Below are 12,817 nucleotides of genomic sequence, written 5' to 3' on the forward strand. Positions count from 1 at the left end.
CGCCGGGCGGCGACGAACGCGAATTCATTCATGGAAGATGCCCGCACTCACCGCACCGCCTTAGCGCGGCGGCGCGCACCGTAGCAGAGGTTCCCTCGGGACGGAAGGGCGTTTCAGCCGAACGCCGGCGGTCCTCAGTGAACGCGCCCGTACCGCGGACGATTGAGCAGGTTGGTCTTGCCCACCAGCTTTTCGACCTCGGTCAAGAGCATCAGCGCGGTATCCAGGGTCAGGTGATCCCCCTGCCGCGACAGGCGTTCGGCCCGCTCATGGGCGATCTGCAGCGCCATGCTGCCATGACGCTCATAGAGTTCAAGAGCGGCCTTTTGAACCATTGCGGGATTGATCATACCCAGCTCCCCGTGCTCAGGCAGTCCATACGGTTACAACTCCCCGTCTCCTAAAGTGGGGCGGGTTGGCCACCACGACAATGGCAAATAGGAGGAAAAAGAGCCCATTCCTGTGACAATAAAGGGGTATAATCTGTGACAGCGCAGGATTCATGGATTGACAGCCCACGCGAAGGACATATCGCCGGCGCTGAGGGTAATTTTTCGCATAACTCAAGATTTCCCTCCCCGACAGCGGTGAGGCGGCGGAGGTCATTCCTCGTATAGATCTGTCCTATCCGGCCGCGGCGTCGACGGGGTTGGCGGGATCGGCCTCCGTTTCGAGCAGGCGGCGGGCCTGGCTGGCTTCCTGCTGGCGCGTCCACATGCCGGCATAGACGCCCCCCCTTTCCAGCAATTGCGCGTGGCTGCCGCGCTCGACGATGCGCCCGCCCTCCAGCACGATGATCTCGTCGGCGTCGACCACGGTGGACAGCCGATGGGCGATGATCAGCGTCGTGCGGTTGGCCGATACCTCGGCCAAGCTTTCCTGGATCTCGCGTTCGGTGTGGGTGTCGAGCGCCGAGGTGGCTTCGTCGAACAGCAGGATGGCGGGGTTCTTGAGGATGGTCCGGGCGATGGCGACGCGCTGTTTCTCGCCGCCCGACAGCTTGAGTCCGCGCTCGCCGACCATGGTCTGGTAGCCGTCGGGCTGATCCATGACGAAGTCGTGGATGCGGGCCAGCTTGGCCGCCGTCTCGACTTCGGCCGGGCTGGCGCCGGGCTGGCCGTAGGCGACGTTGTAATAGACGGTGTCGTTGAACAGCACCGTGTCCTGGGGGACCATGCCGATGGCGGCCCGCAGCGATTCCTGGGTCACGTCGCGGATGTCCTGGCCGTCGATCAGGATGCGCCCGCCGGTCGCCTCGTAGAAGCGGAACAGCAGGCGCGAGATGGTCGACTTGCCGGCCCCGCTGGGCCCGACGATGGCCACCGACTTGCCGGGCGGCACCGAAAACGAGATGCCCTTGAGCACGTGCCGGCGGGCGTCGTAGGCGAAGTGGACGTCCTCGAAAACGACTTCGCCGCCCCTCACCGCCAGGGCCGGCGCGTCCGGCGCATCCTTGATCTCGGCCGGTTCGTCGAGCAGGCCGAACATCTGCTCGAGGTCGGTCAGCGAACGTTTGATCTCGCGATAGACGAAGCCCAGGAAGTTGAGCGGCATGTAAAGCTGGATCAGGTAGGTGTTGACCAGCACGAAGTCGCCGATCGTCATGGCGCCGCCGGCGACGCCTTGGCCGGCCATGACCATGACGGCGACCAGACCGGCCGCGATGATGGCGCCCTGGCCGATGTTGAGCAGCGACAGCGTGGTGGTGCTTTTGACCGAGGCCTCCTCGTAGGCGGCCAGCGCGGAATCGAAACGCCGCGCCTCGTGGGCCTCGTTGCCGAAGTATTTCACCGTCTCGAAGTTGAGCAGCGAATCGATGGCCCGGGTGTGGGCCAGGCTGTCGGTTTCGTTCATCTGCTGGCGGTACTTGATGCGCCAGTCGGTGATGATCAGCGTCCAGGCGATATAGCAGGCGATGGTGGCGAGCGTGATGAGCGCGAACCACACCGAGTAAAGCGACCACAGGATGGCGCAGACCAGCAGGATCTCGAACAGCGTCGGCAGGATGTTGAACAGCATGAAGTCGAGCAGGAACTCGATGCCGCGCACGCCGCGTTCGATGGCGCGGCTGATGCCGCCCGTCTTGCGGTCGAGGTGGAAGCGCAGCGACAACCGGTGCAGGTGCTGGAAGGTGCGAAGGGCCGCCTGCCGCACGGCCCGCTGTTCGACCCGGGCGAACACCGCGTCGCGCACCTCGCCGAAGGCCTGGGCCATCACGCGGGCCAGCCCGTAGCCGACGATCAGCGCGACGGGGACGGCCGCCACGGCGACGATCTCGGGCGACAGCGCGTCGACCGCCTTCTTGTAGAAGACCGGGACGGTGACGTTGACGACCTTGGCGGCGACCAGGAAAACGACGGCAAGGACGACGCGCAGTCGCAGATTCGACGATTCGGCCGGCCACAGATAGGGCAGCAGGGTGCGCAACGTCGACAGATCCTTGCGGGTGCCTTGCATGGGGGGCAGTGGGTCGCGGTGTTGGGCCATGAATATCCCGGCGCGCGCCGAACGCCCGGGCGCGCCGCTTTCGAATCACGAGGTTCGTGTCGAATATGGGTGGCGCGCGGACGGTTGCCAAACACCATCCCGTCCGTATGCGCCCGCCGGACGGGATAAGACGCCAAGACGGTGCCGCGCTGACGTGCGGCGCCGGGAAGATCGACCGTCGGGCCGAACGGTCCGGCGGACTACTCGATGAGGGCCAACTGATCGGCGGAGGGCCGCCCGCGCATGTCGGGGACCAGTTCGTACTGAACCTTCTGCCCCTCGCGCAGGGTTTGCAGGCCGGCTTTCTCAACGGCGGTGATGTGGACGAAGGCGTCCTTGTCGCCGCTTTCCTGTTCGATGAAGCCGTATCCCTTACGCGTATTGAACCACTTTACCGTACCGACAGGCATAGCAATCTCTCTTTCCGCGTTCCTCGTCATTACGTTCCGCATTCTTAAGGCGGTTGCAATAGCGTACTCCCGGCCAGCGCGGAGAGGCAACCACAAAAGGTTGATGAGAAAAGTTCTTAAAAACTTTTAGTTTCAGTGCGGGAAGCCGGACACACCCCCATCTACCGCCACGCGAATCGCCATTTCCGGCTGCATTTCCAGGAGAAAACGACGGCCTCGGACTTGCGCCCGGATGAGCGCGCCACACGTCATGGGTGTTACCGCGGGCCGCCGTCCGGAAGGCGGCCGCGCCGACGGCGCGATGTGTGCCCGCGGAAATATCATGCTTCGATTGAAAAGGGTGGCAGCCCTATCCTATGATTGTCCCCGCCCGACTTTTTCGACAAGGCCGTAAACGGCCGGAACGCCCGGGTGCGGGCGGTAACGGGCAAGGGCGCGGCGGCGCCGGGGGGAAACGGCGTGCCGCTAGCCAGGGGGATGCGTCAGGTGCCAGGGTCAGATCCAGCGGACGACACGATCGCGAAGGAGGTGGACCAGGCCGGGGACGGCCGGTCCATCGAGAGTTTCGCCGACTTCGAGCGTATATCCCAGCGCATCCAGGCCGATGGCCGGCGGCTGATCGGGCAATTCCGCGGGCTTCGATTGCAAAGCGCCTTCCAGCCGATCTTCAGTTTCGCCCATCCCCGCCCGGTCGGCTACGAGGCCCTGGCCCGGGTGCGCGATCCGCTGGGCCAGCCGGTGTCGCCGGCCGCGCTGTTTTCGCGCTCCAGGGGCGACGACGAGGGCCTCGTTCTGTTGGACCGTACCTGCCGGGCCATTCACATGCGCAACTTCGCGGCGTCCGATCCGGGCATGTGCTGGCTGTTCCTCAACGTCCATCCCCAGGTCATCCTCGATCGGCCGTGGTACTCGACCTTTTTCGCCCAGATGCTCGAAACCAGCGGCATCGAGCCGCATCGCATCGTCATCGAGGTGGTGGAAAGCGAGATCGCCAACGAAGGCGCCCTGGCCGAGGCGGTCAGTTTTTATCGCGACCTCGGCTGCCTGGTCGCCATGGACGATTTCGGCAGCGGCTTTTCCAACATCAACCGCATCTGGAAGATCCGCCCCGACATCGTCAAGCTCGACCGCGATTTCATCGCCCAGGCGCCGCGCAACCCAAGCTTCCGCCAATGGTTGCCCCGGCTGGTCTCGCTGCTGCACGAGGTCGGCTGCCTGGTGGTCGCCGAGGGGGTGGAAACCGAGGGCGAGGCGGTCGCCGCCATGGAGGCCGATGTCGACCTTTTCCAGGGCTACTACTTCGGCCTGCCGGTGGAAACCATCGGCGCCGCCGCCATCCGCCCGCCGCTGGCCGTCCACAACAGCCTGCGCCACCGGGGAAGCGGCGGCGAGGACCCGGGGCGTTTGATCCGCCGGTTTGTCGGCATGGTCGTCGAGGCGCAGACGGGCCTCGCCGGCGGCGCCTCCATCGCCGAGGCGGCGGCGGTCCTCGTCGGGCAGCCGGGCGTGCAGCGCTGTTTCCTGCTCGATGCCGACGGCGGCCAGGTCGGCCCCAATCTCATCAACCCCAGCCGGGCCGAGCGCGACGACCGCAAGTTCGAGCCGTTGCGCGACCCCACCGGCGCCAACTGGGTTCAGCGGCCGTACTTCCGCCGGGCGGTGGCCAATCCCGGCGAGATCCAGGTGTCCCGGCCCTATCTGTCGCTGACCGGGGCCAACATCTGCCTGACCCTCTCGGTGGCCTTCGAGATGGGGCCCCGGATGCGCGTCTTCTGCTGCGATATGGACTGGCCGCCGGAAGCGGCCTGAGGGGATGGGCGGGACGCGCCGCCCAGCCCACGTGTCGTCATTTCCGCTTTTGCGGAAATCCAGCTTTTAACGATGTGCCGGGGTGACGAGACGGGAAGGCCGCGGTGTCTTTCGTGGCCGCCGACGGGCTCAGTTCACGTCATTGGCCGCATAGGCGGCGAGGCTTTTGAGGCGCCGGGTCCAGCCCGCGCGGTGGGTCTCGATCAGGTGATCGCGGTCGTCTTCGGGGAAGGCCGACCAGCCGCCGTGGGAAAGGGCGACGCACGTGTTGCCGGTGCCGCCGGTCAGCCGGATGGTGATTTCGGTGGCGATCGGCCAGTCGGGGCCGGCCCAGGACAGGCGAAGCTCTTTTTCGGTCTTGACGCCCAGCACGTTGCCGCGGGCGTCGCCTTGCGTTTCTTCGAATTGGCCGCCGGGGACGGCGTTAAGGGTGACGGTGTCGTTCCACCAGCGCCGCAGATGCGCGGGGCCGGTCAGGCAGATCCAGGTCTTCTCGATGGAGGCCGGGATCTCGAAAGTCATGTCTATCATGGCCCTGAACGTGTGCCGAAAGCCGGCGCCGATCAAGCCCCCGGGGCCAAACTTCACAGAACCGTCACGCGCACGGCATGGATGGCGTTGCGGGCGCCGTCGCCGGGTTGCGCGGTGCCGTTGGCCTCGATGGCCCGGACGCAAAGCCGAACGTCGCCGCGCCCGGCCGGCCGCCAGGGCAGCGAGAAGCGCTGCCAAGCCCAGCCGCGCCTTTCCTCCAGGGCCGCGCGCGTGAAATTCGCCCCGCCATCGACGCTGACCTCGGCCGCCGCGATGCCGCGAAAGGACCACGCCCAGCCCCAGATTTCCGTCGTCTTCCCGACGGGAACCGTGGCGTCGGGGGCCGGCGCGACGATGATCGATTCCGGGGCGGTGGCCCAGACCGGGCGCCGCGCGGCAAGACCGGCCGCCCTGTCCGCCGCCGAGGAGGGGTCGTTGTAAAGGGTGGTCGTGAACGGCCCCTCGGCCCGGCCTTCGGCGAGCGTAAGCCGTCCCAGCCACTTGACGCTGTTGGTGCCGTAATAACCGGGCACGACGAGCCGCAACGGAAAGCCGTGTTCGGCCGGCAGCGGCGCGCCGTTCAGTTCGTAGGCCAGCAGGACGTCGCCGGCGGCCAGGCGTTCGACAGGCAGGTCCTTGACGAAACCCTCGCAGGACACCCCGTCGAAGGTGCCGCGATCGAGCCCGTGCGACCACAGGAACCGCGCCCGCGGATCGAGTGCAAGTTCGTCCAGCAGCGTGGCCAGATCGGCGCCGCCCCATTGGACGTTGGCGACGCGGCGCGTCGGCACCGTCGGCTCAATGGGACTGCCGCAACACTGATGCACGGCCTCCACCGTTTTCTTGGGGCGCGCCTTGAGATCGTCGAGGCCGAAGCTTGCGGCCCGGCCGACCAGCCCGTCGACGACCAGCGACCATCGCGCCGGGTCGACGCGCGGCACGCCGAGATGGGCCAGGACGAAAACATCCTCCGTCGCCGTCGTGGCGTCCGCCATCTCGTGCGGGCGCTGCTTGATGCGGCGAACGCCGCTGGCGGGGTCCATGGGCGGGCGATAGGGCGCGTGGTTCATGGGGTCCTCCACGTCGATGCCGGTGGACGCACACATGATTTCGCCCAGCCGCGACCACAAGTGGCGAAGCCGAAAAGACGAGCCCGTTCGCCGGTTTTCCGGCGGCGAACGGCTATGCGGTCAGGCGCCGAGGGCGGCCAGGATGCGCGCCCAGCTTCTCTGCCCCTTGTGGAAGGACGACAGATCGTACTTCTCGTTGGGCGAATGGATGCGGTCGTCCGGCAGGCCGAAGCCGACCAGCAGCGAGTCCATGCCGAGGATTTCCTTGAACTCGCCGGCCACCGGGATCGATCCGCCCGCCGCGATGATCGCCGCCGGCTTCGGCCATTCGTCGGTCAGCGCCGCCTTGGCCTTCTTGACGAGCGGCGAATGGAAATCCAGCTGGATGGCCGGCGATCCGCCGTGCGGGTTGAACGTGACCGAGCAGTCGGCCGGCAGGCGCGCCCGGATGAAGTCGCGGAAGGCGGCGCGGATCTTCGCCGGGTCCTGCCTGTGGACCAGGCGGAAGGAAACCTTCGCATGGGCCTCGGCGGCGATGACGGTCTTGAAGCCCTGCCCGGCGTAGCCGCCGGCGAAGCCGTTGACCTCGGCGGTCGGGCGCGCCCACACCAGTTCCAGGACCGAGCGGTCCTTCTCGCCGGAAGGAACCGCCAGGCCGATGGGGCCGAGGAAGGTTTCCGCCGTCTGGTCCAGGTCTTCCCACATCTTCAGGACCTCGGGCGGGGTCTCCTCGACGCCGTCATAGAAGCCGGGAAGGGTGACGCGGCCGGTCTCGTCGTGGAGATCGGCCAGGATCTTCGCCAGGATGTGGAGCGGATTGGCGGCGGCGCCGCCGAACTCGCCCGAATGCAGGTCGCGGTTGGCGGCGCGCACCGTTATCTCCTCGCCCACCAGGCCGCGCAGGCCGGCCGTGATGGCCGGGGTGTCGCGGTCCCACATGCCGGTGTCGCAGATGAGCGCGACGTCGGCCTTGAGTTCGCGCGCATTGGCTTCCAGGAACGCCTTCAACGACGGCGAGCCGGATTCCTCCTCGCCCTCGAACAGCATGGTGACCGCGCAGGGAAGCGTTCCCTGCGCCTGCTTGAAGGCGCGGCACGCCTCGACGAACAGCATCAACTGGCCCTTGTCGTCCGAGGAACCGCGGCCGGTGATGATCTTGCGGCCGGCGCCCAGGTCCTTGATGGCCGGCGCGAAGGGATCGCTCTCCCAAAGATCCAGCGGATCGACCGGCTGCACGTCGTAGTGGCCATAGCAGAGAACGTGCGGTGCCCCGGCCGGCCCCGCGTGATGGGCCACCACCATCGGATGGCCGGGCGTCTCGCGCACACTGGCGTCAAATCCGATGGTCTTCAGGTCCGCGACCAGCCATTCGGCCGCGCGGCGCACGTCCTTGGCGAAGGCCGGATCGGCCGAAATCGAGGGAACGCGCATGAGGTCGAACAGGCGGGCGAGGCTTTGGTCGAGATTGGCATCGATAACGGCAAGGACGGGAGCGAGATCGGACATGGTCGGGCCTTTCAGTCGGTCATCGAAGCAACCGTAGCGGGACTCCGGCCGGACGAAAAGCCCCAAGCACCCGTGGGCCGGTCGAAAAAGCTCGGCGGCGTTTCGTCCCGGCCATTTTCACGTCGTCATCCCGGGATCTTGGCGGTGGAGGCCGCGGCAAGGTAATGGGCGGCGATGTCGTCGCTTGTGGTCAGCCAGACGCCGGGCCGGGACACGATGTGGTCGAGGGCCTTCGCCAGGTATTTGTGGCGGAAGGGTTGCCCCATGACGAACGGATGCAGCGCCAACGCCATCACGCGCCCCGAGGCCGCCCCATCCTCGTAGAGCTGATCGAACTGATCGACCGCCACGCGATAGAAATCGTCGCCCGACAGGCTCTTCGACACGAAAAGGTTGATGTCGTTCAACTCGATCGAGTAGGGCACCGAAATCATGCCCGGCACGTTGATGGGAAACGGCTGATCGTCGGCGCACCAGTCGAGAATGTAGCGCAGGCCCAGGTCCCGCAGGATCTTCGGAGTCCCGAACGTCTCGCTGAGGCCCGGGCCCATCCATCCCTGCGGACGGCGCCCCGTCGCCGCGGCGATGGTTTCCACCACGTCCTCCAGGAACCGGCGTTCTTCGGCCGGCGCGATGTCTGCCTGCAGGATCGAATTGTTTCTGCCGTGGGCGAGCCACGCCCAGTCGCGCTGCCGTCCGGCCTCGATGATCTGGGGATAATGGCGGCATACGTCGGCGTTCAGAAGGGCCGACGCCCTGAGCCCGAATTTGTCGAACGTCTCGAGCAGGCGCCAAAACCCGACCCGGGCGCCATAGTCGCGCCATCCATGATTGAGGGGGTCGGGCTTCAGGTGGGCCGTGCCGTTCCAGATGCTGGTCGACGGTTTGTCGACTTCGAAGTGTTCGATGTTGAGGCCGATATAGAAGGCCACGCGCGCCCCGTTGGGCCATCTCAACGGGGGCCGTTCGACGATGGGCGAATAGTCATACAGGGTGTTGTCCATGACCAACTCCATTTCATGGGTTTTCGACCGCACTCCATCGAAGATGGCGCTTGGCGGGACAATGGAAAATTGGGCTATAGTTCAAAACACTCAGGACGAAGTTTCCATAATCGGGACTGCGGGCGATGGACAATCTCGGTTCAATGAGCGCCTTCGTGGAAGCCGCCGAGGCGCGCAGCTTCACGGCCGCCGGGCGCCAACTCGGCGTCTCGGCATCGGCGATCGGGAAAGCGATCGCGCGGCTCGAGGAACGGGTCGGCGTCCGTTTGTTCCATCGCTCCACACGGACCATCACGTTGACGCCGGAGGGCGCACTCTTCCTCGAGCGGTGCCGGCGCATCCTTGGCGAGCTCGAAGCGGCGGAGATGGAACTCGCCCAGATCCGTGAAGCGCCCCGTGGCCGGCTGCGGGTCAGCCTCCCGCTGGTCGGCGTGGTGATGATGCCGGCCGTGTGCGCCTTCATGCGGGCCTATCCCGAAGTTCAGCTCGATCTCGACTTCAGCGACCGGCTGGTGGACGTCATCGGCGAGGGGTTCGACGCGGTGGTGAGGGCCGGGGAGGTCGCCGATTCACGGCTGATGAGCCGCGTGCTGGGTGAGTTTCATCTGATGCTTGTCGCGGCGCCCGCCTACCTGGCCCGTCGCGGCGTTCCGAAAACGCCCAAAGAGCTGTCGGCACACGCCTGCCTGCACCATCGCTACGCCACGAGCGGCAAATTCGAGCCATGGCCGCTGCGTGGCGGTCAAGGGGGGACTCTGCCGACGGCGGCGATCGCGAACACCATCGAGCCTCTGATCCACATGGCGGAGCAGGGCCTGGGCATCGCTTGCCTGCCGGACTCGGCGATCCGGCGCCAACTCGCCGACGGCACGCTGCGAAGCGTGCTCGACGACCACGTCCGCCACGCCGGCCTCCTCCGTTTGCTGTGGCCGTCCAGCCGTCACCCATCGCCGAAGGTCAGGGCCTTCGTCGACTTCATGGCCGAAAACCTCTTTCCGCCCGTTGCCGCACGCCGCCGCCGGGGCTGAGTGGCGGGCCTGAGTCTCTATTGCTGCGCCAAGCGGGGAACAAATCGCCGGCCGGCCGGGTCTTTAGGAGATGGGGTGGCATGGCCGGACCATGTCGGCGAGGCCGCCACGCCCTCGGTTCGGCTATCTGTTTGGCGGGGCTCGCGATGATCGTGGATCTGAATGTCTGCCCGGCAATCGAGCGACAGGCCCTTGATCTGGCCGTCGAGATGAGGAGCCATCTGCTTCGTTCGGTCGGCCGTGGCGACCTGCGGGCGACCCGCTTGCGGTTCTGGGCCAGCGAGCGGATCCAGCAGGTGGTTGCCTGGGGGCTTTACCAGAAGGCCCTGCGCGCCGGCGAACTGACGCCGGCCGAAATCCGGGAAAACCTGAAAGAGATGATCGAGCGGTCGGGCGAGCCGCCGGCGCTGGATGACGCCATCGATCCGGAACTGCGATCGCTCGTCGAGCGGAGCCGGTCGTTGTTTCAGCGGGTACAGAGGCTGGCCAAGGATGCATCGGCGTCGCGCGTCAAGCGGGGGACGCCCCGGCAATCGTCCGGTCGCGGCCGGGTCGGCGGGGAACCGAAAAGCCTGCCCCGCGAACAGCCGCGGGCCTGAGGGTCACCCCATGATTTCGTTTACGACTGCCGGCGACATCCCTGGGTTCAACTGCCGTCCGGTGTGCGGACCCATGAGAAAGACCCCGCCTGATCCCGGCGGTGCCGAAGGGCCCGGTTCTCAGCGGCCGGCGTCAAGCCCCAGTTGCGCCCGCTTCGCCTTCGGCAGGCCCGCCGCGACGATGGCATGGGATTCTCCGAGGTAGTCCCGCAATTCGTCGTCGGACAGTCCGGGCTTGGCGAAATGCTGGATCCATTTCAGCCCCCGCGACGCCAGGTAAGGGGCGGGGCGCAGGCCCGGCTGCTCCCTCAGCACCTCGTAGGAGATGTCGCTGACCTTGAAGGTGATCCTCGCTTCGTCATCGTTCCAGCCGCCGATGGCGAACACCTTGCCGCCGACCTTCCAGACATGGGACCCGCCCCATTGCACGACGGTGGTGGTGGCGGGCAGGCTACGGCAGAACGCGTTGAACTCGTCGCAGGTCATGTCGGTTGTCTCACGATGTTTTCGCCCAAGGATCGCGGGTCCGGCGTTCAGGCGGAAAAGCCTTCGAGCACGATCTTTCCGCGGGCCCGGCCGCTCTCGATCAGCGCGTGGGCGCGCCTCAGGGTCTCGGCATTGATGGCGCCGAACCGTTCGGTGAGGGTGGTTCGCAGGGTGCCGGCGTCGACGAGGCGCGACACCTCGTCGAGCACCGCGCCCTGCTCATCGACGTCGGCCGTGGCGAACAGGGATCGGGTGAACATGAACTCCCAATGGACCGAGACCGACTTGCGCTTGAACGGCAGAATGTCGAGGGTCGCCGGATCGTCGATGACGGCCAATCGCCCCTGCGGCGCGATCAGCTTGACGATCTCGGCAAGGTGGGCGTCCGTGTGGGTGGTCGCGAAGACGAAACCGGGCGCCGCCAATCCCGCGGCGGCGATCTCTTCCGACAGCGGCCTGGAATGGTCCAGGACGTGGTGGGCGCCGAGATCCTTGACCCACTCGCCGGTTTCCGGCCGCGAGGCGGTGGCGATCACCGTCAGTCCGGTCAGCTGGCGGGCCAGTTGCACGGCGATGGAGCCGACGCCGCCCGCGCCGCCGACGATCAGGATGCCCGTGGCCCCGGGAACGGGGCGCTTGACGTCGAGGCGGTCGAACAGCGTCTCCCAGGCGGTGACCGCCGTCAGCGGCAGGGCGGCGGCCTGCGCCCAGTCGAGGGTGCGCGGCTTGGTCCCGACGATCCGCTCGTCGACCGCATGGAATTCGGCGTTCGCCCCGGGCCGGGTAAACTCTCCGGAATAGTACACCGCGTCGCCGGCCTTGAAGCGGCGCGCCTCCGGGCCGACGCCGGCCACGACGCCGGCGACGTCCCACCCCAGGACCTTCCATTCTCCCTCCGGCGGCTGGGCCCTGACGCGGACCTTGGTGTCCACCGGATTGACCGAGATGGCCTTGACCTCGACCAGAAGATCCCGCCCCCTGGGCTCGGGGCGCGGAAGGTCGACATCGACGAGGGCTTCCCGGTCGTCGATCGGACGGGACACCTTGTAGGCGACGGCGCGCATGATGCATCTCCCTTTTCAGTATCGGAGACGATGTGGCATCTGGAGATCCTATGCGCAAGAACGGATGCCGCGTGCCGCATTCGTCATGGCCAAATCCACCGTGCATGCCTTCTTGCGCTTTTTAAGAGCGTCGGCTCTGCGTCGGGGTTCGCGACCATTCACGCGGCGGGCGGCTCGATGGTGACGCCGTATTTGGCGGCGATGGCCGCCAGCTTTCCGAATTCCGGCATGCCCGCGGTCGCGGCCGCGTCCAGTTCGGCGAACATCCGGTCGAGGCCGCAACTCGGCGCGCACAGGACGAGGACGCGGGCCGGCCTATCGGAGACGTTGCGGTAGGCATGGCGTCGCCCGCGCGGGCCGAAGAAGAAACCACCGGCCGCGATCCGATGGGGCGCCGATTCGCCCTCGAATTCGATGACGATTTCGCCGCTCAGCACATAGAAGGCTTCATCCTCATGGGCATGGGTGTGCGCTGGCGCGCCCGCGCCCGGCGGAACCACGTCTTCCCAAAGCGAGAAGGACCCCGCGGTTTCGGCGCCCGTCGCCTTGTAGATGTGGGTGACGCCCAGTACCTTGAGCGTCGAGCCGGCTGCCGGCTTGCGAACGAACGGTTCGGCTGCGGTGACTTTGGCACCCATCGTCGATCTCCTTGGTGGCTGTCGGTTCACCAGGAGATAGGTCCGCTCAGACCCGATGATCAGCCCGAACAGGTCTATCGACGGCGAATCCTGTGTTAATGGACGAACGAGCTTCGAGTGGGTTTCGTTTTCCGACGGGCTGCCGCAATGCATCGTGCGGCACATTTTGACAAAGTAGGACTTCT

General features: G+C 66.5%; 13 protein-coding genes. 3 read left to right on the plus strand and 10 right to left on the minus strand.

All coding sequences use genetic code 11. The annotated features are described in order from the left end of the window. Positions 1-134: 134 nt before the first annotated feature. The 3 genes from ODR01_RS10205 to ODR01_RS10215 form a co-directional block, all read right to left on the minus strand. The gene (locus ODR01_RS10205; RefSeq protein WP_316977541.1) at positions 135-350 is read right to left on the minus strand and encodes a hypothetical protein; all 216 of its coding nucleotides are present in this window, start codon (positions 348-350) and stop codon (positions 135-137) included. Between the two features lie 274 nt (positions 351-624). Further along, positions 625-2,487: an ABCB family ABC transporter ATP-binding protein/permease gene (locus ODR01_RS10210; protein WP_316977542.1), complete on the minus strand. Its 1,863-nt coding sequence runs from the start codon at positions 2,485-2,487 to the stop codon at positions 625-627. A 200-nt stretch (positions 2,488-2,687) separates the two neighbouring features. Next, positions 2,688-2,897 (minus strand): cold-shock protein, encoded by a 210-nt coding sequence (locus tag ODR01_RS10215; protein WP_316977543.1) that lies wholly within the window; start codon positions 2,895-2,897, stop codon positions 2,688-2,690. Positions 2,898-3,383: 486 nt separating this feature from the next. On the opposite strand from ODR01_RS10215, the gene ODR01_RS10220 reads away from it, so the two are divergent. Further along, the gene (locus ODR01_RS10220; RefSeq protein WP_316977544.1) at positions 3,384-4,706 is read left to right on the plus strand and encodes an EAL domain-containing protein; all 1,323 of its coding nucleotides are present in this window, start codon (positions 3,384-3,386) and stop codon (positions 4,704-4,706) included. Between the two features lie 129 nt (positions 4,707-4,835). On the opposite strand, the gene ODR01_RS10225 is transcribed toward ODR01_RS10220, so the two are convergent. The 4 genes from ODR01_RS10225 to ODR01_RS10240 form a co-directional block, all read right to left on the minus strand. After that, positions 4,836-5,228 carry an SRPBCC family protein gene (locus ODR01_RS10225; protein WP_316977545.1) on the minus strand — a complete coding sequence of 131 codons (393 nt, stop codon included), beginning with the start codon at positions 5,226-5,228 and terminating at the stop codon, positions 4,836-4,838. Between the two features lie 62 nt (positions 5,229-5,290). After that, positions 5,291-6,343 carry a molybdopterin-dependent oxidoreductase gene (locus tag ODR01_RS10230; RefSeq protein WP_316977546.1) on the minus strand — a complete coding sequence of 351 codons (1,053 nt, stop codon included), beginning with the start codon at positions 6,341-6,343 and terminating at the stop codon, positions 5,291-5,293. 84 nt (positions 6,344-6,427) lie between these two features. Next, positions 6,428-7,813: a dipeptidase gene (locus ODR01_RS10235; RefSeq protein WP_316977547.1), complete on the minus strand. Its 1,386-nt coding sequence runs from the start codon at positions 7,811-7,813 to the stop codon at positions 6,428-6,430. 125 nt (positions 7,814-7,938) lie between these two features. After that, positions 7,939-8,817, minus strand: a complete 879-nt coding sequence (locus ODR01_RS10240; RefSeq protein ID WP_316977548.1) for a polysaccharide deacetylase family protein — start codon at positions 8,815-8,817, stop codon at positions 7,939-7,941. Between the two features lie 125 nt (positions 8,818-8,942). Between ODR01_RS10240 and ODR01_RS10245 the strand changes: the two genes are divergently transcribed. Next, positions 8,943-9,845 carry a LysR family transcriptional regulator gene (locus tag ODR01_RS10245; RefSeq protein ID WP_316977549.1) on the plus strand — a complete coding sequence of 301 codons (903 nt, stop codon included), beginning with the start codon at positions 8,943-8,945 and terminating at the stop codon, positions 9,843-9,845. Between the two features lie 146 nt (positions 9,846-9,991). Next, positions 9,992-10,444 carry a DUF1465 family protein gene (locus tag ODR01_RS10250; protein ID WP_316977550.1) on the plus strand — a complete coding sequence of 151 codons (453 nt, stop codon included), beginning with the start codon at positions 9,992-9,994 and terminating at the stop codon, positions 10,442-10,444. A 120-nt stretch (positions 10,445-10,564) separates the two neighbouring features. Here the strand turns inward: ODR01_RS10250 and ODR01_RS10255 are convergent, their stop codons facing one another. From ODR01_RS10255 to ODR01_RS10265, 3 genes are all read right to left on the minus strand, one after another. Continuing rightward, positions 10,565-10,930 carry an MmcQ/YjbR family DNA-binding protein gene (locus ODR01_RS10255; RefSeq protein WP_316977551.1) on the minus strand — a complete coding sequence of 122 codons (366 nt, stop codon included), beginning with the start codon at positions 10,928-10,930 and terminating at the stop codon, positions 10,565-10,567. 47 nt (positions 10,931-10,977) lie between these two features. Beyond that, entirely contained in the window at positions 10,978-11,994 is a 1,017-nt protein-coding gene (locus ODR01_RS10260) for a zinc-binding alcohol dehydrogenase family protein (RefSeq protein WP_316977552.1), read from the minus strand. Between the two features lie 158 nt (positions 11,995-12,152). Then, positions 12,153-12,797 carry a cupin domain-containing protein gene (locus tag ODR01_RS10265; RefSeq protein ID WP_316977553.1) on the minus strand — a complete coding sequence of 215 codons (645 nt, stop codon included), beginning with the start codon at positions 12,795-12,797 and terminating at the stop codon, positions 12,153-12,155. Positions 12,798-12,817: the final 20 nt, after the last annotated feature.

Source organism: Shumkonia mesophila, assembly GCF_026163695.1.
Taxonomy (GTDB): Bacteria; Pseudomonadota; Alphaproteobacteria; order Rhodospirillales; family Shumkoniaceae; genus Shumkonia; species Shumkonia mesophila.

Coding starts and splice junctions, on each gene's coding strand:
- ODR01_RS10205 (WP_316977541.1), bottom strand. CDS start 350: ATGATCAATCCCGCAATGGTTCAAAAGGCCGCTCTTGAACTCTATGAG.
- ODR01_RS10210 (WP_316977542.1), bottom strand. CDS start 2,487: ATGGCCCAACACCGCGACCCACTGCCCCCCATGCAAGGCACCCGCAAG.
- ODR01_RS10215 (WP_316977543.1), bottom strand. CDS start 2,897: ATGCCTGTCGGTACGGTAAAGTGGTTCAATACGCGTAAGGGATACGGC.
- ODR01_RS10225 (WP_316977545.1), bottom strand. CDS start 5,228: ATGACTTTCGAGATCCCGGCCTCCATCGAGAAGACCTGGATCTGCCTG.
- ODR01_RS10230 (WP_316977546.1), bottom strand. CDS start 6,343: ATGTGTGCGTCCACCGGCATCGACGTGGAGGACCCCATGAACCACGCG.
- ODR01_RS10235 (WP_316977547.1), bottom strand. CDS start 7,813: ATGTCCGATCTCGCTCCCGTCCTTGCCGTTATCGATGCCAATCTCGAC.
- ODR01_RS10240 (WP_316977548.1), bottom strand. CDS start 8,817: ATGGACAACACCCTGTATGACTATTCGCCCATCGTCGAACGGCCCCCG.
- ODR01_RS10245 (WP_316977549.1), top strand. CDS start 8,943: ATGGACAATCTCGGTTCAATGAGCGCCTTCGTGGAAGCCGCCGAGGCG.
- ODR01_RS10250 (WP_316977550.1), top strand. CDS start 9,992: ATGATCGTGGATCTGAATGTCTGCCCGGCAATCGAGCGACAGGCCCTT.
- ODR01_RS10255 (WP_316977551.1), bottom strand. CDS start 10,930: ATGACCTGCGACGAGTTCAACGCGTTCTGCCGTAGCCTGCCCGCCACC.
- ODR01_RS10260 (WP_316977552.1), bottom strand. CDS start 11,994: ATGCGCGCCGTCGCCTACAAGGTGTCCCGTCCGATCGACGACCGGGAA.
- ODR01_RS10265 (WP_316977553.1), bottom strand. CDS start 12,797: ATGTGCCGCACGATGCATTGCGGCAGCCCGTCGGAAAACGAAACCCAC.